Here is a 24,715-nt window from a genome sequence, read left to right as displayed (position 1 = left end):
GCCATTATCGTCGTCAGCAGCTATCTTCAAAGCACACTGACGGAGATTAACGACGCATGCCTGACCTTTCTCGCAGAGACATCCTGCGGGCTGCCGCCATCGGATCGGCGTTCTCGCTGTTGCCCGCCTCGATTCGCAAAGCGCTGGCCATTCCCGCCAATAACCGCACCGGCACCCTGCGCGACGTCGAACACGTGGTGATCCTGATGCAGGAGAACCGCTCTTTCGATCACTACTTCGGCACCTTGCCGGGCGTGCGCGGCTTCAGCGATCGATTTACCATTCCACTGCCCGGCGATCGCCTGGTCTGGCAGCAACAGGGCGCCGAACGGCTGGTAATGCCCTACCATCTGGACAGCAAACGCGGCAACGCTCAGCGCGTCACCGGCACGCCGCACTCATGGGGGGATGAGCAAGCCGCCTGGGATCACGGCCGCATGAGCGCCTGGCCCACCTACAAAACGCCGGCCTCGATGGGCTACTACCGCCAGCAGGAGCTGCCGTTCCAGTTCGCACTGGCCAACGCCTTCACCCTGTGCGATGCCTATCACTGTTCCATCCACGCCGGCACCAACACCAACCGGCTGTTCCACTGGACCGGCACCAACGGCCCGTCCGCCGCCGACGTGGCGGTAGTGGTCAACGAATGGGACAGCCCCGGCCCGGCAGAGATCGGCTACCGGTGGACCACCTATCCGGAACGGCTGGAGGCGAGCGGCGTCAGTTGGAAGGTGTACCAATTCCTGCCGGACAACTTTACCGATAACCCGCTGGCGGGCTTTCGCCAATACCGCGCCGCCAGCATTCAGGTGGGCAACCCGGCTCGGCCGCCAAAAGACTTCAACGCCTTCGTGCCTTATCGCGACGAGCTCAACGCGACCGCGCCGCTGTACAAAGGCAACGGCAACACCCTGCCGGCCGCCGACGGCAACGATCTGGACGCCATGCTGGCCGGATTCCGCACCGACGTGCAGCAGGGCAAACTGCCGCAGGTCAGTTGGATCATCGCGCCGGCGGCCTATTCGGAACATCCCGATCCCTCCAGCCCGGTGCAGGGCGGCTGGTTCACGCAAGAGATCCTCAACGCGCTGACCGACAACCCGGAGGTGTGGAGTAAAACCGTGCTGCTGGTCAACTACGACGAAAACGACGGCTTTTTCGATCATATGCCTTCGCCTTCCGCGCCGTCGCTGCGCGAAGACGGCAGCTTCGCCGGTAAATCGACGGTGCCGTTCGATACCGAGATCTTCCAGCACGTGGCGCCGCCCGGCTCGCAGGAGCAGCCGCCGCCGGACGGCCGCATCTACGGCCCCGGCCCGCGGGTGCCGATGTTGGTGCTGTCGCCCTGGAGCCGCGGCGGCTGGGTCAATTCGCAGGTCTTCGATCACACCTCGGTGCTGCAATTCCTGGAAAAGCGCTTTCAGGTGCATGAACCCAACATCAGCGCCTGGCGCCGCGCGGTGTGTGGCGATCTCACCTCGGCGTTCAACTTTGTCGATCCTAACGGCGAAGCATTGCCGAGCCTGCCCGCCACCAGCCGCCACGCTGCCGACGGTCTGCGTCAATGCCAGGAGCAGCTGCCGCAGGTGCCGCTGCCGCCGCCGGCCCGCCAGCGTTTGCCACACCAACGCCGCCTGGCGCGCCCTTCTCGCGCGCTGCCCTACCAGCTGCACGTCGAGGCCAGCGTCGCGGCCGAGCAGCGGCGCGTAACGCTGAACCTGTTCAATACCGGCGAGCAAGGGGCGGTGTTTCACGTCTACGACCGGCGAGATCTGACGCAGATCCCGCGCCGCTATACCGTCGAGGCCGGCAAGGCGGTCAGCGACGACTGGCAGACGGAGGACGAGTACCATCTGTGGCTGCTCGGCCCCAACGGTTTTCATCGTGAAATGCGCGGCGCGCTGAGCCGGCCGCAGCCGGAAGTGCGTTTGCGCCCGACGGGCCGCAGCCTGCTGCTGCAGTTGGATAACCCGGGTGCCGAAACGGTGACGGTCACTCTCGACCGCTGTCCTTACACGCAACAAGGCCCGTGGCCCATCACGCTGCCTGCGGGCGGCAGCCACCGCCAAACGTTTGACGCCCGCGCCAGCGGCGGTTGGTATGATCTTGCGCTGCACAGCGCCGGAGGCTGGCGCCGCCGCCTGGCGGGCCGACTTGAGGATGGCGAACACAGCGTCAGCGACCCGCTGATGGGCCAGGAGTAGCCTATCGACAGCGAAGAGGTTCAAAAAGCGAAAGGATATCGCTTATCATTGCGTTCTCGTTCCTAGCCGATTACTCAAGGATCTCCATGTCCGCTGTTCTTATCGCCAAAGCTGGCCGCTGGCTGGCCGCCTGCGTTTTGCTGTTGGCCGGCGCCGCTCAAGCCGCGCCGATCGTCGTCACCGATGTCGCCGGCCGTCAGGTTACGCTGCCGCAACCGGCCAAGCGCGTTATCCTGGCCGACGCCCGCGCGCTGTTGGCGCTGAATATTCTGCATCCGCAGGAGCCGCTGAAAAACATCATCGCCTGGGACAACTCACTGAAGGTCAAAGCCCCGGATCTGGTTGAGGCTTATGCGAAAAAATTCCCGCAGGTCATGCAAATCCCCACCTTCGACAACCCCTACACCAGTGACTTCAGCGTGGAAAGCGCGGTGGTGCGCCAACCGGATCTGATCATTTTCGACATCGGTCTGCTGAGCAAATTGAAGGACAGCGGCGTACTGACCCAGTTGGAAAAAGTCGGCATCCCGGTGCTGATCATCGATTTCCGCCAGCAGCCGCTGACCAACACCGTCGCCAGCATGGCGCTGTTGGGTAAAGTGTTTGACGAGCAGCCCAACGCCGACGCCTTTATCCGCTTCTATCAGCAACGCCTCGAGCTGGTGCGCCAGCGCGTCGCCACGCTGAAACCGGAGCAGCGCCCCAGCGTCTTCATCGAACGCAGCGCTGGCATCAAAGGCGAGCAGTGCTGCAATACCTTCGGCAAAGGCAGCTTCGGGCAGTTTATCGATACCGCCGGCGGCGACAATATCGGCAGCAAACTGTTTTCAGACATGGGCGGTGAAGTGAACGTCGAACAGGTGATCGCCAGCAATCCGGATTTCTATCTGCTGACCGGCGCCGACTGGAGCCGTGGCCATCGCGGCACGCTGGCCGTGCCGCTGGGCTACACCACCGATATGGCCACCAGCCAAAAGAAACTGGCGCATCTGCTGGATCGCACCGGTATTAACGTGTTGAAAGCGGTGAAAGAAAAACGCGTGATGGCGATTTATCATCAATTTTACGACACGCCGCTCAACTTTATCGCGGTCGAGGCGATCGCCAAATTCCTGCACCCGGCGCTGTTTAAAGATATTGATCCGCAAGCGGATATCGAAAGCGTGCACCAGAAATTCACCGCGCTGGATTACAGCGGGGTCTTCTGGCTTACGCCGCAATAATCCCCGCCAGGGCCCGCCAACCGGGCCCTGCTACCAGCACCCTTCATGTAGTTACCCACTTAACTATTCCATAACAATTCTATTTACTTGCCAATAATTATCATTAAGATTGTCGTTTATAAAAAAACACATCCGGGTCTGAAACTTCTAAGGCATTATTATGTCAATTCTTTTTCGCCTCTCCCTGCTGGCGACCTCTATCGCCGTTGCTTTCCCCGTCCTTGCTGCTGATAACTCATCTCAAAACGATGCCGATACGGTAACCGTCGTCGGCAACTGGCTGGACAACCCTGATACCAGTTCGGTGCTGCTCAACCATCCGGGCGCGCGATCCATCGTCACTCAGCAGCAGATGCATGAGCAAGGCGACCAAACCATCGCCGACAGCCTGCGCGGTGTGCCCGGCGTGCAGGTGCGCGACAGCAACGGCACCGGCGGCAGCGACATTTCGCTCAACGTCGGCGTGCGCGGCCTGACCTCACGCCTTTCTCCGCGCTCAACCATTCTGATGGACGGCGTTCCGTTGGCCGTTGCGCCTTACGGCCAGCCGCAGCTGTCGATGGCGCCGCTGTCGATCGGCAACCTGCAATCGGTTGACGTGGTGCGCGGCGGCGGCGCGGTGCGTTACGGGCCGCAAAACGTCGGCGGCGTGATCAACTTCGTCACCCGCGACATTCCAAAAGCGTTTGGCGGCACCGCCGGCGTGCAAACTCAGGGCGCCAGCCACGGTGGTCTGAAGACCCTGACCAGCGCCTCGGTGGGCGGCACCGCAGATAACGGCTTCGGCGCCGAGCTGCTCTACTCCGGCCTGCACGGCCAGGGCTACCGCGACAACAACGACAACACCGACATCGACGATTTCATGCTGAAAACGCGTTATGCGTTCACCGATCGCGACGAACTGCTGGCCAATTTCCACTACTACGACGCCAAAGCCGGCATGCCGGGCGGACTGAGCAGCGCGCAATACGCGCAGAACCCGTTCCAGTCCACGCGTCCCTGGGACCAGTTCGAAGGCCGCCGCAAGGATATGTCGTTCAAATACAAACATCAGGAAGACGACAAACAGTTCGAAGTGTTGACCTACTTCACCGACAGCTACCGCGGCAGCAACATCGAATCGGAAGGCACCGGCAAAAATGCCGGGTTGCGGCGCATGGTGTCCTATCCGCGCCACTATTCGACCTGGGCGATCGAACCAAGCTATTCGCAGCTGTTTCGCTTCTGGGATATGGCGCACGAGATCACCCTCGGTTACCGCTACCTGAATGAAACCATGGATGAAAAGGCGTCGCGTTCGGCCTGGTATAACCCGGCGAACGTCGGCGCCACGCCGGATACCCCGGACTATTACCAGCACACCTCCGGCGGCACCGCAGCCAACGCGTTCTATATCGACGATACCATTAACGTCGGCAACTGGACGGTCACGCCGGGCCTGCGTTATGAAAGCATTCGCACCCACGTGGACGATTCGTTCAACAACATCAGCCGCGAGAAAAGCTACAGCGAACCGCTGCCGTCATTGAATGTGATGTACCACCTGTCCGACGCCTGGAAACTGTTCGCCAACGCCAACACCTCGTTCGGCAGCATGCAGTATTTCCAGCTGACCAAAGGCGGCAACGGCAACCAGCCTGCGCCGGGGCTGACGGCGGAAAAAGCGCATACCTATGAGTTCGGCACCCGCTACGACGACACAGTGGTCAAGGCCGAAGCCACGCTGTTCTATATCGACTTCGATAATCAGCTGCAATACATCAGCAACGATGTGGGCTGGACCAACATGGGCGCCACCAAGCACAAAGGCATCGAGCTGGCGCTCAGCTACGATCTCAGCGAGCTGAATCGCGCGCTCGACGGCGCCAGCGTCTACACCAGCTATACCTACACCAAGGCCAGCACCGACAAGGGCGACTTCGCCGGTAAAGACCTGCCGTTCTACTCGCGCCAGGTCTATACCGTCGGCACGCGCTACGCCACCGGCAACTGGGTATGGAATCTGGACGGTTACGCGCAGTCCAAACAGCATTCGCCGGGCACCGGGCCGGAGTACGTCACGCAGGAAAGCGCCGATGGTCAGTTCGGCAATATCGCCGGTTACATGGTGTGGAACATGCGCGGGGAATATAATTTCGGGCCGCAGCTATCGAACCTGACGCTGGGCGCCGGGGTGAAAAACCTGTTCGATCAGCGCTACTTTACCCGCTCCAACGACAATAACTTCGGCAAGTACGTCGGTGAACCGCGCACCTTCTTCGTGCAGGGTTCCGTCGCATTCTGACGCCCAGCGCCCACCACAGACGCTTCGTTCATCCATACCGCCCGCTCGCATCGCGGGCGGTATTTCCTGCGCCTGACCCGCCCTATTTTTTGATCTTCCTCACTCCCCAAACGCCTGACGCATTATTTCATTGCTTTGCTAAACCGGTTCTTCTATTTTAGCCACCCATCAGACATCGGTAGAAACAGGGATTAAGCATGGCGAATCGCGTATGGGTGCTGGGCGACGCAGTGGTCGATTTGGTGCCAGAAAATTCAAACAGTTATCTTAAATGCCCCGGCGGCGCGCCGGCTAACGTGGCGGTGGGCGTCGCCCGCTTGGGCGGCGACAGCGCCTTTATCGGCCGGGTGGGGCAAGACAGCTTCGGCGCCTTTCTGCAGCAGGTGCTGAGCGAAGAAGGGGTGGATATTGACCATATGCTTTCGGATCCCGAACACCACACCTCCACGGTAGTGGTGGATCTCGATCAGCGCGGTGAACGCTCATTCACTTTCATGGTACAGCCCAGTGCCGATCTGTTTTTACAGCCTGACGATCTGCCGGCCTTCCAACGCGGCGAGTGGCTGCATCTCTGCTCCATCGCGCTGTCGCAGGAACCCAGCCGCAGCGCGGCCTTTACGGCAATGGAAAACATTCGGGCGGCCGGCGGACGAGTCAGTTTCGATCCCAATATCCGCGAAGAGATCTGGCACCAACCGGAAGCGCTGCGCCCCTGCCTGCAAAAGGCGTTGCTGCTGGCGGACGTGGTGAAACTGTCGCGCGAAGAGCTGGTTTTCATCAGCCATCTTGACGATGTGGAGAACGGCATCCGCTGGATGATGCAAACCTACCCGTTGCGCCTGTTGCTGGTCACGCTGGGCGGCGACGGCGTCTACGTGCATGACGGCCAACGGCTGCGTCATTTCCGCGCGGCGCCTGTCGTGCCGGTCGATACCACCGGCGCCGGCGACGCGTTTGTCGCCGGGCTGTTAGCGGCGCTGGCGCGCCTTCACGCATTGCCGCAAGAAGCGCAATGGCCGGCGATTATCGCCCAGGCTCAGGCCTGCGGCGCACTGGCCACCACCGCCAAAGGCGCCATGACCGCCCTGCCCCGCGCCGAAGAGCTCGCCGCTTTTCTGCGCTGATCCCCTGCATCCACGGCGATCCCCTGGGCGCCGTGGTCTTTTAACCCCACGATTTGCGCACTCGATCACAATAGCTGAATCGGGTTAGCAAACTTGATTGCCAGTCCGCTTCTCGATCGCTATCTTTCGCCATGAAAAACCGGTTTAGCAATTTAGCAAAAAATAATAACAACCCTTCCCGGATGATAGACGATGATGAAAAAACTCAGCTATTTGGCGATAACAACAGGGCTTTTCCTCTCCACTTCTGCCGCTGCGGCCTCCGGCGACGGCAGTATCGAGGCGCGTCTTAACGCGCTGGAACAACGTCTGGCGCAGGCGGAACAGCGCGCCGCTCAGGCTGAAACCCGCGCCACGGCAGCGGAACGCCGGGCGCAACAGCTGGAGCAGCGCACCGCCAGCACCGAGCGGCAAACCGCGCGGGTCGCGCAACGCGCCGCCGCGCTGGAAACGCAATCCCCCGCAACCGGCGCGCTGAAACTGAACGGCTTCAACGATCTGAAGCTGTACGGCGACGTGGAGTTCAATCTGGACGGCGCCAGCCGCAGCGGCCAACTGACGTCGTTGAAAGGCAGCGATCACAAGGATTGGAAACCCGGCAACAAAGAGCGCTGGGACATCAACGGCCGCATTCTGGTGGGGCTGGACGGCTATCGCCGCAATCCGGACGGCAACTTCTCCGGTTTCAGCGTCCAGCCGCTGGCGGACATGACCGGCAAAATGAACCTGGACGACGCCGCTTTCTTCTTCGGCAATGAAAAGAACTGGCAAACCAAAATCGGCCGCTTCGAAGCCTACGACATGTTCCCGCTGAATCAGGACACTTTCATTCAGTATTCAGGCAACACCGCCAACGATCTTTACGCTGACGGCTTTGGCTATATCTATATGATGAAAGAAGGCCGTGGCCGCAGCAGCAGCGGCGGAAACCTGATGTTGAGCAAATACGCCGGGGATGTCTATTTCGAACTGAACACGCTGGTGGAAGACGGCACCTCGCTGTTCCAGGACAACAGCTACCACGGCAATGCGCTGAACAATAAGAAAAACGTCGCCTATTTGCGCCCGGTGATCGCCTGGAAGAAAGAGGCCTTCAGCATCGCAGCGGCGATGGAAAGCAACGTGGTGAATAATGCCTACGGCTATCAGGACAGCCAGGGCCGCTTCGTCGATCAATCCAAGCGCAACGGCTACGGCATGACCATGAGCTGGAACACCAACGCGGCCGATCCGGATAACGGCGTGGTGGCCAACCTGAGCACCGCCTACCTGGACGCCGCCGGCGAGCAAGACTTGACCGCCGGCGTCAACGTGCTGTGGCGACGCTTCGAACTGGGTTATATCTATGCGCACAACAACATCAAAGAGTTCAATACCGCCGGGATCGCCGCCGATATCCACAATCCGCTCAGCGAGCCGGGCAACTACGACATCCACACCGTTCACGCGTCGTATCAGATACCTAACATTATGAATATGAAGAATTTCAATGTGTATTTAGGCGCCTATGTTTCGCTGCTGGAAGCCAACGCCGAGAACAAGATCGCCAACGGCGACAACGACCAGCGTTACGGCGTGCGCGCCAGATTCAAGTATTTCTTCTGACATCGATGAACGTATTTCCGCCGCGCAGAGCGCGGCGGCATTTTAATTCAGCAAGGGGACAACATGGACATTACCGCAACCGCCAACGCGCTGTTGCCGCTGCTCGGCGGTAAAGAGAACATCGCCAGCGCCGCCCACTGCGCCACGCGCCTGCGCCTGGTGCTGGTGGACGACAGCAAGGTGGACAAAGAGGCCATCGGCAAACTGGACGGCGTCAAAGGCTGCTTCAGCAACGCCGGCCAGATCCAGGTGATCTTCGGCACCGGGCTGGTCAACAAGGTGCATGCGGAATTCATCAAGGCGGCGGGCGTCAGCGAATCCAGCAAGGCCGAAGCCGCCGATATCGCGGCGAAAAAGCTCAACCCGCTGCAGCGCATCGCCCGCCTGCTGTCGAACATCTTCGTGCCTATCATCCCGGCGATCGTCGCGTCCGGCCTGTTGATGGGGCTGCTCGGCATGGTGAAAACCTACGGCTGGGCCGATGCCAACAGCGCGTTGTTCATCATGTTGGATATGTTCAGCTCGGCAGCGTTCATTATTCTGCCGATTCTGATCGGCTTCACCGCCGCACGCGAATTCGGCGGCAATCCCTATCTGGGCGCCACGCTCGGCGGCATTTTGACGCATCCGGCGCTGACCAATGCCTGGGGCGTCGCCGGAGGGTTCCACACCATGAACTTCTTCGGTCTGGAGATCGCCATGATCGGCTATCAGGGCACGGTATTTCCGGTGCTGCTGACAGTGTGGTTCATGAGCCTGTTGGAAAAACGCCTGCGCAAGGTGATCCCCAACGCGCTGGATTTGATCCTGACGCCGTTCCTGACGGTCGTGATCTCCGGGTTTGTCGCCCTGCTGTTTATCGGCCCCGCCGGCCGGGCGCTGGGCGACGGCATCTCCTTCGTGCTCAGCACGCTGATCGCCCATGCCGGTTGGTTCGCCGGCCTGCTGTTCGGCGGCCTCTATTCCGCCATTGTCATCACCGGCATCCATCACAGCTTCCACGCGGTGGAGGCCGGGCTGCTCGGCAACCCCAACATCGGCGTCAACTTCCTGCTGCCGATTTGGTCGATGGCCAACATCGCTCAGGGCGGTGCCTGCCTGGCGGTGTATTTCAAAACGCGCGACGCCAAAATCAAAGCCATCGCGGTGCCCTCAGCCTTTTCCGCCATGCTCGGCATCACCGAGGCGGCGCTGTTCGGCATCAACCTGCGCTTCGTGAAACCGTTCCTGGCGGCGCTGGCGGGCGGCGCGCTCGGCGGCGCCTGGGTGGTGGCCAATCATGTCGGCATGAACGCGGTCGGGCTGACGGCGATCCCCGGCATGGCGATCGTGCAGGCCAGTTCGCTGGTCAGCTATATCATCGGCCTGGCGATCGCGTTTGGCAGCGCCTTCGCCCTCTCCCTGCTGCTGAAATATAAAACGGACGCGCAATGATGGAGGAGCTCAGCTTAATCAAACAGGCACTGCGGGCGGTCATGAACGGCCTGCCACTCGCGCTGCGCGATCCGCACCGCCCGGCTTGGCATCTGGCACCCAGCGTTGGCCTGCTGAACGATCCCAATGGCTTCATTCAGCACAACGGCGTTTATCATCTGTTCTATCAATGGAATCCGCTGGGCTGCGACCATCGCAACAAGTGCTGGGGACATTGGCAGTCGACCGACTTGCTGCGTTGGGCACATCAGCCGATCGCCCTGGCGCCGGGCGCCTGTTACGACAGCCACGGCTGTTACTCCGGCTCGGCGGTGGTGGCGGAAGACAAAATCACGCTGATCTACACCGGCAACGTGAAATTCCCCGACGGCTCACGTACCGCTTACCAGTGCCTGGCTCAGGAAAGCGCTCGGGGCGAGTACCGCAAACTCGGGCCGGTGCTGCCGCTGCCGGCGGGCTACAGCGGGCACGTACGCGATCCGAAAGTGTGGCGTCATCAGAATGCGTGGTACATGGTGCTCGGCGCGCGGGACTTGCAGGATCGCGGCAAGGTGCTGTTACTGCGCTCCGCCGATCTGCGCGGCTGGCAACCGCTGGGCGAGATCGCCGGTTCCGGCCTGAACGGCTTAGGCGAATTCGGCTACATGTGGGAGTGCCCGGATCTGTTCTCGCTGGACGACGCCGAGGTGTTGATCTGCTGCCCGCAGGGGCTGGCGCCGCAGCCGGAACGCTACCTCAATCGCTATCAGGCCGGTTATCTGATCGGCAAGCTGGATTACCGCCAGGCGGCCTTCCGTCACGGCGAATTCCGCGAACTGGACGCCGGCTTCGAGTTTTATGCGCCGCAGACGACGCTGGCGGAAGATGGCCGCCGCTTGCTGTTCGGCTGGATGGGCGTGCCCGAGCAAGATGAAGAAGCCCATCCCACGCGCCGCTACGGCTGGATCCACACCATGACCTGCCCGCGCGAGCTGTCGCTGCGGCATGGCCGCCTCCAGCAGCGGCCGGCGCGCGAGCTGCAACAGCTGCGCGGCGAACCAACATGCTGGCAGGGCCGCGCCGATGACGCCCCCGTCTGCGCGCTGGGAGCCGCGGAGCTGCAGTTGGCGCCGCAGGGCGCGTTCAACGCCGCCTTTGGCGACGCAATGACGCTGAACTGGGACGGCGAAAGGCTGCGGCTGACGCGCGCTTCCCTGGCCGACGGCCAGCCGGAGCACCGTTACTGGCGCGGCCCGGTCACGCATCTGCAGCTGCTGTTCGATCGTTCCAGCGTGGAGATCTTCATCAACCGTGGCGAGGCCGTGATGAGCGCGCGCTACTTCCCGGCCATTGAGCCGCAACTGCGGCTGTCCGGAAACGCGCCGCTGGCGTTGGAATACTGGCCGCTGACGCCATGCATGCTAGAATGACGCATCCTCCGATGACTTCAGATGGCGTCAGTGAAAAAAAATAAACGCATTACCATCAGTGACATCGCCACGCTGGCCGGGGTGTCGAAATCGACCGCCAGCCTGGTGCTGAACGGCCGCAGCAAGGAATACCGGGTATCCGACGACACCCGCGACCGCATTCTGGCGCTGGCGCACGAGCACCATTATCAGCCCAGCATCCACGCCCGCTCCCTGCGCTCCAACCGCAGCCACACGCTGGGGCTGGTGGTACCGGAGATGACCAACTACGGCTTTGCGGTGATTTCACGCGAGCTGGAAACGCTGTGCCGCGAAGCCGGCCTGCAGCTGTTGATCGCCTGCACCGATGAAAATCCGGCGCAGGAGATGATGGCGGTGAACAGTCTGGTACAGCGGCAGGTGGACGGCCTGATCGTCGCCTCCAGCCAGTTGAACGACGCAGAATACCAGAAGATCAACGCCGGGCTGCCGGTGGTGCAGATGGACCGCCTGATCGCCGGCTCCGAACTGCCGCTGGTGATCACCGATTCGGTCAATTCGACCGCCGACCTGGTGGAAACGGTCGCGCGCCAACATCCGGATGAGATCTATTTTCTCGGCGGGCAGCCGCGCATTTCGCCGACCCGCGATCGCCTGGCCGGCTTCCAGCTTGGCCTGGAGCGCGCCGGCGTAACGTGCAAACCGGAATGGATCATCAACGGCAACTATCACCCCAGCTCAGGTTACGAGATGTTCGCTCAGCTGTGCGCACAGTTGGGGCGTCCGCCCAAAGCGCTGTTTACCGCCGCCTGCGGCCTGCTGGAGGGCGTATTGCGTTATCTGACTCAGCATCAGCTGATGGAGAGCGACATTCACCTGTGCAGCTTCGACGATCACTACCTGTTCGACTGCATGACGCTGAAGATAGACACGGTCGCGCAAGACTGCCTGGCACTGGCGCAACATAGCTTTGATAACGTCACCGCGCTTATCGACGAGCGGCCGCTGGAACAGAACGCGCTGTATCTGCCGGGCCGCATCCACTGGCGCCATGCCGGTTCCAGGGATTTGTTGGCAAAGGCGTGACATCTCTTTAGCCGTAAAAAAAGGGCGCCTGAGCGCCCTTTATCGTTTTGCTGCCGCTACTTGGCGGCGCCTTCCATGCCCACCAGCCCCACTTTCAGGTAACCGGCTTTACGCAGGGTGTCCATCACGCTCATCAGCGTTTCATAGTCCACGCTCTTGTCCGCCTGGAAGAAGATAGTGGTTTCTTTGTTCGCCTGAGTGCGCTGATCCAGCACCGAGGTCAGCTGATCGGCATTCACCGGCTGATCGCCGACGTAGAGCTGCTTGTCGGCCTTCACCGACAGGAAGACCGGTTTTTCCGGCCGCGGCTGCGGCTTGGCGGAAGAAGCCGGCAGATCGACGCGGATATCTACCGTTGCCAGCGGCGCGGCCACCATAAAGATGATCAACAGCACCAACATGACGTCGATAAACGGCGTCACGTTGATTTCATGCAGTTCGCCGCTGTCGTCCAGATCTTCATTTAAGCGCATCGCCATGACTCACCCCGCCCGCAGTTGATGTGCGTGCTGTGAGCGCTTGGCTTCCGCCGTTGCGGCCAGATCCAGATCGCGGCCCTGTAGCAGCAAGACCTGGGCCGCCACGTCGCCCACCTGGGCGCGATGGCCGCTGATGACGCGGGCGAAGATGTTGTAGATCACCACCGCCGGGATCGCCGCCACCAGGCCCATTGCGGTCGCCAGCAGCGCCTCGGCGATGCCCGGCGCCACGACCGCCAGGTTGGTGGTCTGCGAATGGGCGATGCCGATGAAGCTGTTCATGATGCCCCATACGGTACCGAACAGGCCGACGAACGGCGAGATGGCGCCAATGGTGGCCAGAAAGCCGTTGCCGCGGCCCATGTTGCGGCTGTAGGCCGCCACGCGGCGCTCGAGGCGGAAACCGGTGCGCTCTTTGATGCCGTTGTTGTCGTCAGACTCGGCGGACAGCTCCAGCTCATTTTGCGCATCGTTCAGCAGCACCGCGCTGACGCTTTCCGGGGAGAAATTTTGCGCCAGCTCGGAAGCTTCATCCAACGAGCGCGCGTCGGCCAGCGCCGACTGCTCGCGGCGCAGACGGCGCTTGGCGCGCAGCAGTTCGCTGCCTTTGGCGAACAGAATGGTCCAGGTCACGATAGACGCCAGCACCAGGCCGATCATCACCGCTTTCACCACCGCGTCGGCGTGCTGGTACATGCCCCAAATGGACAAGTCCATACCGCGGGTTTCCGGTGGCTGGATCGTGGGCGCCGGGTTCACCGGCGTGATGCTTTCCGGCGCGGCGGCTGCAGGCGCAGGCGCGGTGGCCGGCGCAACGCTTTCGGCAACGGCCGGATGGGTCGCCGGCGCAGCCTGCGCGCTGCCGGCCAACCCTACGACCAGCACCATTGAAGCCATCAGGCTGCGGCCAAAGGCCTTGCCCCACTGCGCTCGGCCCTGGCCGAACGATCCTTGATTTAAATTCTTGCCAGCCGTTTTCACGCTGTGCCTCCACCCATTACCGATCAAAATTAAGGAATAATTCAGCGTGCGATCATATCAAACCAACCGGGGATTGATAGTAGTTCTCATTATTATTTACCAAATAAACGAGAAAATTTTAGACACCTCCGCAACCAAACGCCAATCCACGCCCGTTCACCGCTAAAAGCCCCTTTTATAGGGCGATTTCGTTACTTTTCTCCCACAACGGCGCAACAACGCCACGCTGCCGAACGGCGTCTCGACCGATGAATGGGCTTCTCTCTGGCCGCTCGGCAGAAGGATGACGCGAAAAATGCGCGGGCGGCAGCCAATTATAGCCGTTTCTATATCCAGAAGTTAAAACGTCTGGATGGCTATAATAACTCATGCTAACGTAAGGGCTATCGCAAACGGGCAGTGCAGAGCAACCAGAGGTGAGCCAGGTACCATGACGTCAAAACACATCGAAACCACGCTGATCGGCGCCGGCCGCGGCAAACGCTACACCCAGGGCTCCGTCAACCCCGTGACTCAACGCGCCTCTTCCCTGGTCTTCGACTCCGTCGCCGCCAAAAAACAGGCCACCGCGCAACGCGCCCACGGCGAGCTGTTTTATGGCCGACGCGGCACGCTGACCCACTTCGCGCTGCAGGATGCGATGGTGGAGCTGGAGGGCGGCGCCGGCTGCGTGCTGTACCCCTGCGGCGCGGCGGCGGTGGCCAATGCGATCCTGTCGTTCGTCGGCGCCGGCGATCACCTGCTGGTCACCGGCTCAGCGTATGAACCGACCCAGGACTTCTGCACCCACATCCTCGGCCGCATGAACGTCAGCACCACCTATTTCGATCCGCTGATCGGCGCCGACATCGCCACGCTTATCCAACCCAATACCCGCGTGGTGTTCCTTGAGTCCCCCGGCTCCATCACCCTGGAAGTGCAGGATATCCCGGCGATGGTGCAGGCCATTCGCGCCGTGGCGCCGGACGTGGTGATCATGATAGACAACACCTGGGCGGCGGGCGTGCTGTTCAAGGCGCTGGATTTCGACATCGACATTTCCATTCAGGCCGGCACCAAATACCTGATCGGCCATTCCGATTACATGCTCGGCACCGCCGTCGCCAACGCGCGCTGTTGGGAGCAACTGCGCGAGTACTCCTATCTGATGGGGCAGATGGTGGATGCCGACACCGCCTACATGGCGAGCCGCGGCCTGCGCACCCTGAGCGTGCGGCTCAAGCAGCACGAACGCAGCAGCATTGAGGTCGCCAACTGGCTGGCCGAACGGCCGGAGGTGGCGACGGTCAATCACCCGGCCCTGCCCAGCTGCAAGGGCCACGCGTTCTACCGCCGCGACTTCAGCGGCTGCAACGGGCTGTTCTCTTTCGTGCTGAAAGAGCGGCTGGATGAGGCGCAGCTGGCCGCTTACCTGGACAACTTCAGCCACTTCAGCATGGCCTACTCCTGGGGCGGCTTCGAGTCGCTGATCCTGGCCAATCAGCCGGAAGAACTGGAAGCGATCCGCCCGGCGGGCGGCGTCGATTTTTCCGGCACGCTGGTGCGGTTGCATATCGGCCTGGAGAACGTCGAAGACCTGATCGCCGATCTGGCGGCCGGTTTCGATCGCCTCAACGGCGTGCGCTAAGGCGGATTCCGGTAATTTTCTTCGTCTCGTTTAATGTCGGCTTAAGCTATTAGCGGTACACTAACCGGGTAACTGTCAGATACGGTAACCGCCGCATCCTGGAGAACGTGACCCCGGGCGCAACCGGCATGCAACAGGACATAAAATGGATGTATTACGAGAGATTATTCATGCGCTTTGGCAGCAGGACTTCATCGCCCTCGCCGATCCCAGCGTGATTTGGGTGGTTTACGCCGTACTTTTCACCACCTTGTTTTTGGAAAACGGACTGCTGCCCGCCTCCTTCCTCCCCGGTGATAGCCTGCTGTTGCTGTCGGGCGCGCTGATCGCCAAAGGCGTGATGGGCTTTGCCCCCACCCTGTTGATTCTGACCGCCGCCGCCGGCCTCGGCTGCTGGCTGAGCTATATCCAGGGCCGCTGGCTGGGCCACACCAGCCTGGTGAAAGGCTGGCTGCTGCAACTGCCGGCGCAATACCATCAGCGCGCGCATAACCTGTTCAACCGCCACGGGCTGACGGCGCTGCTGATCGGCCGCTTCCTCGGCTTCGTGCGCACGCTGCTGCCGACCATGGCCGGCATTTCCGGGCTCAACAGCTCCCGCTTCCAGGTTTTCAACTGGCTGAGCGCAGCGATCTGGGTCTGCGCGCTGGTCGGCCTCGGCTACGCTTTCAGCCAAATTCCGCTGGTGAAACGCCACGAAAGCCAGGTGATGACCGGCCTGATGCTTCTGCCGCTGCTGCTGCTGTTCGTCGGCCTGCTCGGCGCCATGCTGGTGGTCTGGCGTAAAAAACGCGCCTCCTCTTCCTGATCCCGGCGCGCTACAGCGCTTTCTCGACCAACGCCAGGCGAGGCGGCAACTTGCTCACCAGCGTATCCACCGCCAGCCGCACCTTCAGCGGCAGGTGAGGCGTGTGCGGCCACACCGCATGCGCTTCAAAGGCGGCGCCGGGCCGATCGCGCAGCAGGCGCACCAGCGCCCCACTCAACAGCTGCTCACGCACCAGCCAACACGGCAGCCAGGCGATGCCGAACCCGGCCGTCGCCGCATCCGCAATCGCCTGCAAATCGTCCATCTGCAATCGGTTATTCGGCATCACGTCCTGCGGCTCGCCGTTCTCGTCCAGCACCCGCCAGCTGCGCCGCGCGCCGGCGCGCATATAGGTCACCGCCTCGTGCTGGGTCAGTTGCTCAATGCTGTGCGGTTCGCCGCACCGCTGCAGATAGGCCGGCGAGGCGCACAGCGTCATGCGGTGATCGCCGATGCGCCGCGCCACCAGCCCATTGCTGTTGGCCAGCGTGCCGTTGCGGATCGCCATATCGAAACCGTCCTCAATCAGATCCACCACCCGATCGCTGAACGACAGCTCCAGCTCCAGGCCGGGATGCTCACGCGTCAGCTCGGTCAGCAGCGGCGCGATGCACATGCGGCCAAACAACACCGGCATCGATACCCGCAGCCGGCCACTGACCTGCCGCTTGCCCGACTCCAGCAGCGTTTCCGCGCCGCGGATCTCCTCCAGCGCCCGCAGGCAACGCTCATAGAACAACGCGCCGTCGTCGGTCAGGCTCTGGCTGCGGGTGGTACGATGAAACAGCCGCACGCCCAGCCGCTGTTCCAGCCGGGCGATCGTTTTCCCCACCGCCGAGCGCGACAGGTGCAGCCGACTGGCCGCCAACGCAAAACTGCCCGCCTCCACGGCGGTGACGAATACCGAAATGCCGCTCAATCGATCGCTCATGGTTTGTCGCTCTAAAAGAAACAATCTGCGGAAATCTTATCGCCACTGGCGAACCTTCATCAACGATATTATCGACAGGCCGTTAATCGCAGACTTTGGAGAACATCATGACCGACACGATGCAACGCTGGACGATGGACGCCCTGGGGCGTGAACACCTGCAGCTGACCACCGACGCGATCCCGCAGCCGGGGCCGCGCGAGATCAGAGTGAAAGTGAAGGCGGTAGCGCTCAACTACCGCGACAAAATGATGATTGAAAGCGGCATGGGGCTGACGCTGCCGCAGTCGTTCACCCCCGCCTCGGACATGGCCGGCGAGGTCGACGCCATCGGGCCCGGCGTCAGCCGTTTCCAACCCGGCGCCCGGGTCATCTCTACCTTCAGCCCCGGCTGGATCGACGGCCGGCAAAAACCGTACGGCGATGCGCGCCAGGTGCCTTACCACACCCTTGGCGGCTTCTATCAGGGCGTGCTGGCGGAATATGTGATTTTGCATGAAGACTGGTTGGTGGCGGCGCCGGCGTCGCTGGACGACGTGCAGGCCAGCACCCTGCCTTGCGCCGGGCTGACCGCCTGGTTCGCGCTGGTGGAACAGGGCAAACTGCATGCCGGCGAGACGGTGCTGGTGCAAGGCACCGGCGGCGTGGCGCTGTTCGCCCTGCAGATCGCCAAAGCCCACGGCGCGGAGGTCTATGTCACCTCCGGCAGCGATGAAAAGCTGGCGCGAGCCCTGGCATTGGGCGCCAATCATGGCATCAACCGGCTGGACGGCGATTGGGTGGAAGCGATTTATGCGCTGACGCAGGATCGCGGCATCGACCATGTGATCGATACCGTCGGCGGCCCGAATTTGGGCAACTCGGTGCGCGCCGTGGCAGTGGGCGGCCGCATCTCAGTGATCGGCGTGCTGGCGGGGGCCGAGATCTCCGCTCCCGCCGGCCTGCTGCTGCTGAAATCGGCGGAGATCCAGGGCATCGGCGTCGGCCACCGCCGCTCGCTGGAAGATCTGGTGCGCGCCGTGGACGCCGTCAACCTGCAGCCGGTGATCGACCAGGTATACCGGCTCGATCAACTGCCGCAGGCGTTGGATCACCTCGATCGCGGCCCGTTCGGCAAGATCGTGCTGACCCCATAGCCCGCCGCCCGGCGGCGGCTCACCCCTCCAGCATCAGCGGATTGGCGTCGCGCAACCGGGCGACTTCATCCCCCGGCGTGACGCCAAACAGGCGTTTGAATTCACGGCTGAACTGCGATGCGCTCTCGTAACCGACGCGGATCGCCGCAGTACTGGCCTTCAGGCCGTCATGCACCATCAGCAAACGCGCCTTGTGCAGCCGGTACGACTTCACGTACTGCAGCGGCGAGGTGTTAGTCACCGCCTTGAAGTTGTGATGGAACGCCGAGACGCTCATGTTGACCTCACCGGCCAACTGCTCGACGTTGATGCTGTCGGCATACTGATGTTCGATACGCCGCAGTGCCTTGGCGATCTGGCTGAAGTGGGTATGCCGATTGACCAACTCCTGCAGCGACGCGCCGCAGGCGCCGCGCAGCACATAATAGAGAATCTCCCGTACGATCTGCGGCCCAAGCACCCGGGCGTCGAGCGGATTGGCCATCACGTCCAGCAGACGCTCGGTGGCGCACAGCAACTCTTCCGTCATTTCCGCCAGGTTCACCCCGTTGCTCTCAGCCCGCGGTTGCATCAGGTAGTCGTCATCGCCGATGTCGATCAGCAAGTCCTGCAGCATTTGGGTATCGATATTGACCGCCAACCCAACCAGCGGCAGTTCCGGGCTGGCGAAGGTTTCGCATTCAAACGGCAGCGGCACCGTCATCAGCAGGTAGTTGCGCGGATCGTATTGGAACTTCTTATTGCCGCAATAACCGACCTTGTGTCCCTGAAAGATGATGACGATCCCCGGTTCGTACATCACCGGCTGACGCGGAGTGTGGCGATCGACATACAAGATCTTCACCCGCGGCACCGGCGACGGCGTGTAGCCATTGCCGCTGGCGATAGCCATCGCCTGGCGCGCCATGCGGCTGCGCAGCGCATCGATTTCTATCACGGAAACACCCTCTTACAGTCAGAACGATTCGGCATAAATAATAATTTAAAACTCTCTATTTCTACATCGACTTGTAGGAATAGGCAAGAACCCGACAGGAATATGCATTGTGCGTTGCCGCCCGGTTCCTGACAATACGGGCCAGACACCTTTGCGCCGCTTTGGCGCCCGCCTGACAGAAAGAGAGAAATCAGCCATGCAAAACTTCATTCTGCATACCCCAACCAAAATCCTGTTCGGCAAGGAGCAAATTGCCGACGTGGCCGGCCAGATCCCGGCGAGCGCACGCATCCTGATCACCTACGGTGGTGGCAGCGTAAAGAAAAACGGCGTGCTGGATCAGGTGCATAGCGCGCTGGCCGGCCGCGACGTGCGGGAATTCTCCGGCATCGAGCCTAACCCGACCTACGAAACGCTGATGAAAGCGGTCGAGGTGGTGAAAGCGGAAAACATCGATTTCCTGCTGGCGGTCGGCGGCGGTTCGGTGGTTGACGGCACCAAGTTCATCGCCGCCGCCGCCCGCTATACGGCCGACAGCGATGCCTGGCATATTCTGCAGACCGTCGGCAGCCACATCACCGACGCGGTGCCGATGGGCTGCGTGCTGACGCTGCCGGCCACCGGTTCCGAATCCAACAGCGGTGCAGTGATCACCCGTAAAAGCAGCGGCGACAAGCAGCACTTCTTCTCGCCGCTGGTGCAGCCGCGCTTCGCCGTGCTGGATCCGCTGGTGACCTACTCGCTGCCGCCGCGCCAGGTAGCCAACGGCGTGGTCGACGCCTTCGTACACACCTTGGAACAGTATCTGACCTACCCGGTCGACGCCAAGGTACAGGATCGCTTCGCCGAAGGCCTGCTGTTGACCCTGCTGGAAGACGGCCCGCGCGCGCTGGCCGATCCGGAGAACTATGCGGTGCGCGCCAACGTGATGTGGAGCGCCACCATGGCGCTGAACGGCCTGATCGGCGCTGGCGTGCCGCAGGACTGGGCGACCCACATGCTGGGCCATGAGCTGACCGCCATGCACGACCTCGACCACGCGCAAACGCTGGCCATCGTGCTGCCGGCGCTGCTGCACGAGAAGAAAGCGCAGAAACGCGAAAAGCTGCTGCAATACGCTGAACGCGTCTGGGGCCTGCGCGAAGGCAGCGAAGACAGCCGCATCGACGACGCGATCGCCGCCACCCGCGCCTTCTTCGAGCAGATGGGCGTGCCGACCCGCATGGCGGATTATCAGCTTGACGGAAGCAGCATTCCCGCGCTGCTCGACAAGCTGCAGCAGCACGGCATGACCGCCCTGGGCGAGCATCAGGACATCACCCTGGACGTCAGCCGCCGCATTTATGAAGCGGCGCGTTAATCGCAAAACGGCGATTTTTTGCTAGGCTTTAGTCTTCGCCAGCCATTTTTCGCCGCATTCTGCGCTCGGCCGATCGCCGGGCGCAGTCGGGCGCCTCAGCGCGCCGCCGCTCGTTTCGCACCCTTCGTCTTACCGCTCATTCGCAGGGAGAGCGGGGAGAAAATCGCACTCCCGCCACCGCTGAAATTAGGCTGGCAAACCCGGCAACCGCCCATTTTGCCAACTAGAATTTATCTATAGCCGTTTCGGTGCCGCAGGCGCCGCAATCCGTACACAAGGAGATGCGCATGACAACGCAACAACCCATCATCAAACTCCACGATGGTAATCTGATGCCGCAGTTGGGTCTCGGCGTTTGGCAGGCGAGTATTGAAGAGACCACCCGCGCGGTCAGCAAAGCGCTGGAGATCGGTTACCGCTCCATCGACACCGCCGCGATCTACAAGAACGAGGAAGGCGTCGGCGCCGCGCTGCAGGCCAGCGCGCTGCCGCGCAGCGACCTGTTCATCACCACCAAGCTGTGGAACGACGATCAGAGCGATCCGCTGGCGGCGCTGGAAACCAGTCTGGAAAAGCTCAAGCTGGACTACGTGGATCTGTATCTGATCCACTGGCCGCGCCCGCAGCAGGATCAATACGTCTCCGCCTGGCGCGAGCTGATCAAACTGCGCGAACAAGGCCTGGTGAAAAGCATCGGCGTGTGCAACTTCCATACGCCGCACCTGCAGCGTCTGTTGGATGAAACCAACGTGGCGCCGGTCGTCAACCAGATCGAGCTGCACCCGTTGCTGCAACAGCGCCAGCTGCGCGCCTGGAACGCCACGCACCATATCGCCACCGAATCCTGGAGCCCGCTGGCGCAGGGCGGTGAAGGGGTATTCGACCAGCCGCTGATCAAGGCGCTGGCCGAGAAATACGAGAAGACTCCGGCGCAGATCGTGGTGCGCTGGCACCTGGACAGCGGTCTTATCGTGATCCCGAAATCGGTCACGCCGTCGCGCATCCGCGAAAACTTCGAGGTGTTTGATTTCAAACTCGATAAGGACGAACTGGGCGAGATCGCCAAGCTGGACGTCGGCAACCGCCTGGGGCCGGATCCGGATACCCTGTAACCCCTCTCAAGCCCTCTCCCGCCGGAGGGGGCTTTTCCTTCCCGCACATTGCTCCTTTGCGCCGCCTGACGTTATGATGACGACGCCGGAGGCTCCGGCCACCGGTTAACGCCGTTAAAAAACAGACAAGCACGGAGCACCATGAAATTCTCTTTCTCACACGGGTCACGGCTGGGCATGCTTTGCATCATGCTGGTGCTGGCGGGTTGCGCCGGCAAGAAACAGCGCGTCAGCTACGATCGCCACGCCTTCGATAGCGCCATTCAAGACGCCGCCAGCGAATACGGCGTGGACGCCAAGCTGATCACCGCCATGATCCAGGTGGAGTCCGGCTTCAACCCTTCCGCAGTGAGCAGATCCAATGCGATCGGTCTGATGCAGCTGAAAGCCGATACCGCCGGCTGCGACGCCTACCGCTACAAAGGCAAACGCGGCTGCCCGGACGATGATGACCTGCGGGATCCCGACACCAATATCGATCTCGGCGCCGCCTATCTGGCCACCTTGCAAAAACAACAGCTTAAAGGGATCGCCAATCCCGTCACGCTGCGCTACGCCACCATCATCGCCTACGTCAACGGCACCGGCGCGCTGCTGCGCACCTTCTCCAGCAACCGCCAGCAGGCGATCGCAATGATTAACAACCTGTCGCCGGAAGCCTTTAATTGGCACGTGCGCAAATACCATCCCGCCCCGCAGGCGCCGCGCCATTTGATGAAAGTGGAAGCCGCTTACGAACGGTTGTAATTAGCTAAAGTAAAAAGGAGAACCCGAGGGTTCTCCTTTTTGTTTGCGCGCGGGCCTCGTCGTTACGGCTTGGCTTTGCGAATCGGTTTGCGCGGCGGCCGGTTGGACGGCGTGCGCTGCCGATTGATGTCGGTATGCTTGGTCAACGCCGGTCGGGTGTGGCGCTGCAGCCGTTTCGCTTCGCGCTGCTCGTCGATGCTCGGCGCCGGCACCAGACACTCGCGGCGGCTTCCGATCAGGTGCTTCAGCCCCATCTCTTCCAGCGCGGTGCGGATCAGCGCCCAGTTGGCCGGATCGTGGTAACGCAGCAGCGCCTTATGCAGGCGACGCTGGCGCTCGCCGCGCGGCACCACCACGTCTTCACTCTTGTACCCCACCTTGCTCAGCGGGTTTTTGCCGCTGTAATACATGGTGGTGGAGTTGGCCATCGGCGAAGGATAGAAGTTCTGCACCTGATCGAGGCGGAAACGGTTCTTCTTCAGCCACAGCGCCAGGTTCACCATGTCTTCATCGCGGGTGCCCGGGTGCGAAGAGATGAAGTACGGGATCAGGTACTGCTCTTTGCCCGCCTGCTTCGAATAGTGATCAAACAGCTGTTTGAAGCGATCGTAGCTGCCCATGCCCGGTTTCATCATTTTCGACAGCGGGCCTTCTTCGGTGTGCTCCGGCGCGATCTTCAGGTAGCCGCCGACGTGGTGGGTCGCCAGTTCCTTGATATAGCGCGGATCTTCCACCGCCAGATCGTAACGAACCCCGGAGGCGATCAGGATCTTCTTGATGCCCTCCAGCGAACGCGCGCGGCGGTAAAGCTTGATGGTCGGCTCGTGGTTGGTATCCATATAAGTGCAGATCTCCGGATACACGCACGAGGCGCGGCGGCAGGTCTGCTCGGCGCGCGGGTTGGTGCAGCGCAGCATGTACATGTTGGCGGTCGGGCCGCCCAGATCGGAGATCACGCCGGTAAAGCCCGGCACTTTGTCGCGGATCTCTTCGATTTCACGAACGATCGAATCTTCCGAACGGCTCTGGATGATGCGCCCTTCGTGCTCGGTGATCGAACAGAACGAACAGCCACCGTAGCAACCGCGCATGATGTTCACCGAGAAGCGGATCATGTCGTAGGCAGGAATGCGCTCCTGGCCGTAGGACGGGTGCGGCACGCGCTGATAAGGCAGGGCGAAGACGCTGTCCATCTCCGGCGTGGTCAGCGGGATCGCCGGCGGGTTGATCCACACGTAGCGATCGCCGTGTTTTTGCATCAGCGCGCGGGCGCAGCCGGGGTTGGTTTCATGGTGCAAAATGCGCGAGGTGTGCGCATACAGCACCTTGTCGCCCTTCACTTTCTCGAAAGACGGCAGCAACACGTAGGTCTTCTCCCACGGCTTCGGCTTGGCGGCGCGCACCGTGACAGGCTTGGCTTCCGGCTCCTTCGGCTTGGCGCCGTCGGCGCACGGCAGATCCTCGCCGTACGGGTTCGGGATAGGTTCGATGCGGCCCGGCTTGTCGAGGCGGGTGGAATCCACGCCGCTCCAGCCCGGCAGCGCTTCTTTACGCATCACCGCGGTATTGCGAATATCGTGGATATCGCCGATCTTCTCGCCGGCGGCCAGACGGTGCGCCACTTCCACCAACGGGCGTTCGCCGTTGCCGTAGATCAGCATGTCGGCCTTGGAGTCCACCAGCACCGAGCGGCGCACGGTATCCGACCAATAGTCGTAGTGAGCGATGCGACGCAGGCTGGCTTCGATGCCGCCCAGCACGATCGGCACGTCTTTATAGGCTTCTTTGCAGCGCTGGCTGTAGACCAGGGTGGCGCGATCCGGGCGCTTGCCACCGACGTTACCGGCGGTGTAGGCGTCATCGTGGCGCAGTTTGCGATCGGCGGTATAGCGGTTGATCATCGAATCCATGTTGCCGGCGGTGATGCCGAAGAACAGGTTCGGTTTCCCCAACCGCATGAAGTCTTCTTTGTTGCTCCAGTCCGGCTGCGCGATGATGCCGACGCGGAAGCCCTGCGCTTCCAGCATGCGGCCGATGATCGCCATGCCGAAGCTCGGGTGATCGACATAGGCGTCGCCGCTGATGATGATCACGTCGCAGCTGTCCCAGCCCAGTTGATCCATCTCTGCTCGCGACATCGGTAAAAACGGCGCGGTGCCATAACATTCCGCCCAATAAGGCTTATAAGAAAACAGTTCACGATCGGGTTGGATCAGGCTGGTGGTGCTCATTCTGCTGCTCTTTTTACA

At 61.6% G+C, this 24,715-nt stretch carries 19 protein-coding genes; 14 read left to right on the top strand and 5 right to left on the bottom strand.

Features of this window, described 5'->3' with window-relative positions; genetic code table 11:
- Window positions 1-56: 56 nt before the first annotated feature.
- The 8 genes from J9788_RS20670 to J9788_RS20635 all read left to right on the top strand — a co-directional run bounded on the left by J9788_RS20670 (window position 57) and on the right by J9788_RS20635 (window position 12,348).
- Window positions 57-2,204 (top strand): phosphocholine-specific phospholipase C, encoded by a 2,148-nt coding sequence (locus tag J9788_RS20670; RefSeq protein ID WP_182265432.1) that lies wholly within the window; start codon window positions 57-59, stop codon window positions 2,202-2,204.
- An 86-nt stretch (window positions 2,205-2,290) separates the two neighbouring features.
- On the top strand, window positions 2,291-3,427 hold the full coding sequence (locus tag J9788_RS20665; protein WP_033644639.1) for an ABC transporter substrate-binding protein: 1,137 nt from the start codon (window positions 2,291-2,293) through the stop codon (window positions 3,425-3,427).
- 160 nt (window positions 3,428-3,587) lie between these two features.
- Window positions 3,588-5,711, top strand: coding sequence for a TonB-dependent siderophore receptor (locus tag J9788_RS20660; RefSeq protein WP_182265433.1), 2,124 nt, complete (start codon window positions 3,588-3,590; stop codon window positions 5,709-5,711).
- Between the two features lie 197 nt (window positions 5,712-5,908).
- Entirely contained in the window at window positions 5,909-6,835 is a 927-nt protein-coding gene (locus J9788_RS20655) for an aminoimidazole riboside kinase (RefSeq protein ID WP_182265434.1), read from the top strand.
- 195 nt (window positions 6,836-7,030) lie between these two features.
- Window positions 7,031-8,440, top strand: coding sequence for a carbohydrate porin (locus J9788_RS20650; protein WP_033651352.1), 1,410 nt, complete (start codon window positions 7,031-7,033; stop codon window positions 8,438-8,440).
- A 63-nt stretch (window positions 8,441-8,503) separates the two neighbouring features.
- The gene (locus J9788_RS20645) at window positions 8,504-9,874 is read left to right on the top strand and encodes a sucrose-specific PTS transporter subunit IIBC (protein ID WP_182265435.1); all 1,371 of its coding nucleotides are present in this window, start codon (window positions 8,504-8,506) and stop codon (window positions 9,872-9,874) included.
- Window positions 9,874-11,283, top strand: a complete 1,410-nt coding sequence (locus J9788_RS20640; protein ID WP_182265489.1) for a sucrose-6-phosphate hydrolase — start codon at window positions 9,874-9,876, stop codon at window positions 11,281-11,283. The genes J9788_RS20645 and J9788_RS20640 overlap by 1 nt, the downstream gene beginning before the upstream one ends.
- A 21-nt stretch (window positions 11,284-11,304) precedes the next feature.
- Window positions 11,305-12,348 (top strand): LacI family DNA-binding transcriptional regulator, encoded by a 1,044-nt coding sequence (locus J9788_RS20635; protein WP_033644632.1) that lies wholly within the window; start codon window positions 11,305-11,307, stop codon window positions 12,346-12,348.
- A gap of 56 nt (window positions 12,349-12,404) precedes the next feature.
- On the opposite strand, the gene exbD is transcribed toward J9788_RS20635, so the two are convergent.
- Together exbD and exbB are read right to left on the bottom strand one after the other, a co-directional pair.
- A complete protein-coding gene (exbD, locus tag J9788_RS20630; RefSeq protein ID WP_004937307.1) occupies window positions 12,405-12,827 on the bottom strand; it encodes a TonB system transport protein ExbD in 423 nt (140 codons plus the stop codon).
- Between the two features lie 3 nt (window positions 12,828-12,830).
- Window positions 12,831-13,808 (bottom strand): tol-pal system-associated acyl-CoA thioesterase, encoded by a 978-nt coding sequence (gene exbB, locus J9788_RS20625; RefSeq protein ID WP_080280861.1) that lies wholly within the window; start codon window positions 13,806-13,808, stop codon window positions 12,831-12,833.
- Between the two features lie 430 nt (window positions 13,809-14,238).
- On the opposite strand from exbB, the gene metC reads away from it, so the two are divergent.
- Together metC and J9788_RS20615 are read left to right on the top strand one after the other, a co-directional pair.
- A complete protein-coding gene (gene metC / locus J9788_RS20620; RefSeq protein ID WP_033644631.1) occupies window positions 14,239-15,435 on the top strand; it encodes a cystathionine beta-lyase in 1,197 nt (398 codons plus the stop codon).
- Between the two features lie 145 nt (window positions 15,436-15,580).
- Entirely contained in the window at window positions 15,581-16,243 is a 663-nt protein-coding gene (locus J9788_RS20615; RefSeq protein ID WP_033644630.1) for a DedA family protein, read from the top strand.
- A gap of 10 nt (window positions 16,244-16,253) precedes the next feature.
- Here the strand turns inward: J9788_RS20615 and J9788_RS20610 are convergent, their stop codons facing one another.
- Window positions 16,254-17,174, bottom strand: a complete 921-nt coding sequence (locus J9788_RS20610) for a LysR family transcriptional regulator (RefSeq protein WP_046897302.1) — start codon at window positions 17,172-17,174, stop codon at window positions 16,254-16,256.
- Window positions 17,175-17,281: 107 nt separating this feature from the next.
- Between J9788_RS20610 and J9788_RS20605 the strand changes: the two genes are divergently transcribed.
- A complete protein-coding gene (locus J9788_RS20605; RefSeq protein WP_046897301.1) occupies window positions 17,282-18,310 on the top strand; it encodes an NAD(P)-dependent alcohol dehydrogenase in 1,029 nt (342 codons plus the stop codon).
- 19 nt (window positions 18,311-18,329) lie between these two features.
- Here the strand turns inward: J9788_RS20605 and J9788_RS20600 are convergent, their stop codons facing one another.
- Window positions 18,330-19,217, bottom strand: coding sequence for an AraC family transcriptional regulator (locus J9788_RS20600; protein WP_241427918.1), 888 nt, complete (start codon window positions 19,215-19,217; stop codon window positions 18,330-18,332).
- Window positions 19,218-19,443: 226 nt separating this feature from the next.
- Between J9788_RS20600 and yqhD the strand changes: the two genes are divergently transcribed.
- The 3 genes from yqhD (at window position 19,444) to J9788_RS20585 (ending at window position 22,466) form a co-directional block, all read left to right on the top strand.
- Window positions 19,444-20,607, top strand: a complete 1,164-nt coding sequence (gene yqhD / locus J9788_RS20595) for an alcohol dehydrogenase (RefSeq protein WP_046897299.1) — start codon at window positions 19,444-19,446, stop codon at window positions 20,605-20,607.
- Between the two features lie 287 nt (window positions 20,608-20,894).
- Window positions 20,895-21,719: a 2,5-didehydrogluconate reductase DkgA gene (gene dkgA / locus J9788_RS20590; RefSeq protein ID WP_046897298.1), complete on the top strand. Its 825-nt coding sequence runs from the start codon at window positions 20,895-20,897 to the stop codon at window positions 21,717-21,719.
- Window positions 21,720-21,860: 141 nt separating this feature from the next.
- Window positions 21,861-22,466 (top strand): transglycosylase SLT domain-containing protein, encoded by a 606-nt coding sequence (locus tag J9788_RS20585; protein WP_033644624.1) that lies wholly within the window; start codon window positions 21,861-21,863, stop codon window positions 22,464-22,466.
- Between the two features lie 62 nt (window positions 22,467-22,528).
- Here the strand turns inward: J9788_RS20585 and J9788_RS20580 are convergent, their stop codons facing one another.
- Window positions 22,529-24,697: a YgiQ family radical SAM protein gene (locus J9788_RS20580; RefSeq protein ID WP_033651302.1), complete on the bottom strand. Its 2,169-nt coding sequence runs from the start codon at window positions 24,695-24,697 to the stop codon at window positions 22,529-22,531.
- Between the last annotated feature and the right edge of the window lie 18 nt (window positions 24,698-24,715).

It is taken from the genome of Serratia sp. X10 (genome assembly GCF_017811775.1).
Classification (GTDB): Bacteria; Pseudomonadota; Gammaproteobacteria; order Enterobacterales; family Enterobacteriaceae; genus Serratia; species Serratia ureilytica.
The sequence above is the reverse complement of the archived record's forward strand: the minus strand, read 5'-3'. Positions and strand labels throughout refer to the sequence as shown.

What these genes read in the sequence shown, in the direction of transcription:
- J9788_RS20610 (WP_046897302.1), bottom strand. Translation starts at nt 17,174, where the DNA reads ATGAGCGATCGATTGAGCGGCATTTCGGTATTCGTCACCGCCGTGGAG.
- metC (WP_033644631.1), top strand. Translation starts at nt 14,239, where the DNA reads ATGACGTCAAAACACATCGAAACCACGCTGATCGGCGCCGGCCGCGGC.
- J9788_RS20650 (WP_033651352.1), top strand. Translation starts at nt 7,031, where the DNA reads ATGAAAAAACTCAGCTATTTGGCGATAACAACAGGGCTTTTCCTCTCC.
- J9788_RS20635 (WP_033644632.1), top strand. Translation starts at nt 11,305, where the DNA reads ATGGCGTCAGTGAAAAAAAATAAACGCATTACCATCAGTGACATCGCC.
- J9788_RS20600 (WP_241427918.1), bottom strand. Translation starts at nt 19,217, where the DNA reads ATGGCGCGCCAGGCGATGGCTATCGCCAGCGGCAATGGCTACACGCCG.
- J9788_RS20670 (WP_182265432.1), top strand. Translation starts at nt 57, where the DNA reads ATGCCTGACCTTTCTCGCAGAGACATCCTGCGGGCTGCCGCCATCGGA.
- yqhD (WP_046897299.1), top strand. Translation starts at nt 19,444, where the DNA reads ATGCAAAACTTCATTCTGCATACCCCAACCAAAATCCTGTTCGGCAAG.
- J9788_RS20615 (WP_033644630.1), top strand. Translation starts at nt 15,581, where the DNA reads ATGGATGTATTACGAGAGATTATTCATGCGCTTTGGCAGCAGGACTTC.
- J9788_RS20585 (WP_033644624.1), top strand. Translation starts at nt 21,861, where the DNA reads ATGAAATTCTCTTTCTCACACGGGTCACGGCTGGGCATGCTTTGCATC.
- J9788_RS20655 (WP_182265434.1), top strand. Translation starts at nt 5,909, where the DNA reads ATGGCGAATCGCGTATGGGTGCTGGGCGACGCAGTGGTCGATTTGGTG.
- J9788_RS20660 (WP_182265433.1), top strand. Translation starts at nt 3,588, where the DNA reads ATGTCAATTCTTTTTCGCCTCTCCCTGCTGGCGACCTCTATCGCCGTT.
- J9788_RS20580 (WP_033651302.1), bottom strand. Translation starts at nt 24,697, where the DNA reads ATGAGCACCACCAGCCTGATCCAACCCGATCGTGAACTGTTTTCTTAT.
- J9788_RS20645 (WP_182265435.1), top strand. Translation starts at nt 8,504, where the DNA reads ATGGACATTACCGCAACCGCCAACGCGCTGTTGCCGCTGCTCGGCGGT.
- J9788_RS20640 (WP_182265489.1), top strand. Translation starts at nt 9,874, where the DNA reads ATGGAGGAGCTCAGCTTAATCAAACAGGCACTGCGGGCGGTCATGAAC.
- exbD (WP_004937307.1), bottom strand. Translation starts at nt 12,827, where the DNA reads ATGGCGATGCGCTTAAATGAAGATCTGGACGACAGCGGCGAACTGCAT.
- dkgA (WP_046897298.1), top strand. Translation starts at nt 20,895, where the DNA reads ATGACAACGCAACAACCCATCATCAAACTCCACGATGGTAATCTGATG.
- J9788_RS20605 (WP_046897301.1), top strand. Translation starts at nt 17,282, where the DNA reads ATGACCGACACGATGCAACGCTGGACGATGGACGCCCTGGGGCGTGAA.
- J9788_RS20665 (WP_033644639.1), top strand. Translation starts at nt 2,291, where the DNA reads ATGTCCGCTGTTCTTATCGCCAAAGCTGGCCGCTGGCTGGCCGCCTGC.